The sequence below is a fragment of the Candidatus Hydrogenedentota bacterium genome (assembly GCA_016791475.1).
Taxonomy (GTDB): Bacteria; Hydrogenedentota; Hydrogenedentia; order Hydrogenedentales; family JAEUWI01; genus JAEUWI01.
In genome coordinates this window covers 1-250 of record JAEUWI010000211.1, presented here as the reverse complement: position 1 = coordinate 250, position 250 = coordinate 1, and the positions used below count along the sequence as shown (strand labels likewise).

1 pseudogene (cut by a window edge) is annotated in these 250 nt (G+C 61.2%); it reads right to left on the bottom strand.

What is annotated here, in order from left to right:
* Positions 1 to 250 (bottom strand): annotated as a pseudogene (locus tag JNK74_28760) (DJ-1/PfpI family protein); it reaches 130 nt to the left of the window's first position.

The following is a 250-nucleotide window of genomic DNA, read 5'->3' as shown; positions in this document are numbered from 1 at the left end:
GAGGTCGAATTTGCACTTGGGCACGGTCGCCATGCGCCGCCCGCGCACGCAATCGGCGTAGGCGGGGATTTCGACGCCGTGGCACACGCTGGCGACGGGTTTGTTCTGTTCGAAGAAATACCTGGTCGCGCGGACGAGATCCTGGTCGTAGCGGATGTATTCGGGGGCGCGCCCGCCGGAGAAAAAAATGCCAAGGTAGTCCTCGGGCACAATCTCTGAGAATGCGATGTCGGCCTGGATTGTATAGCCC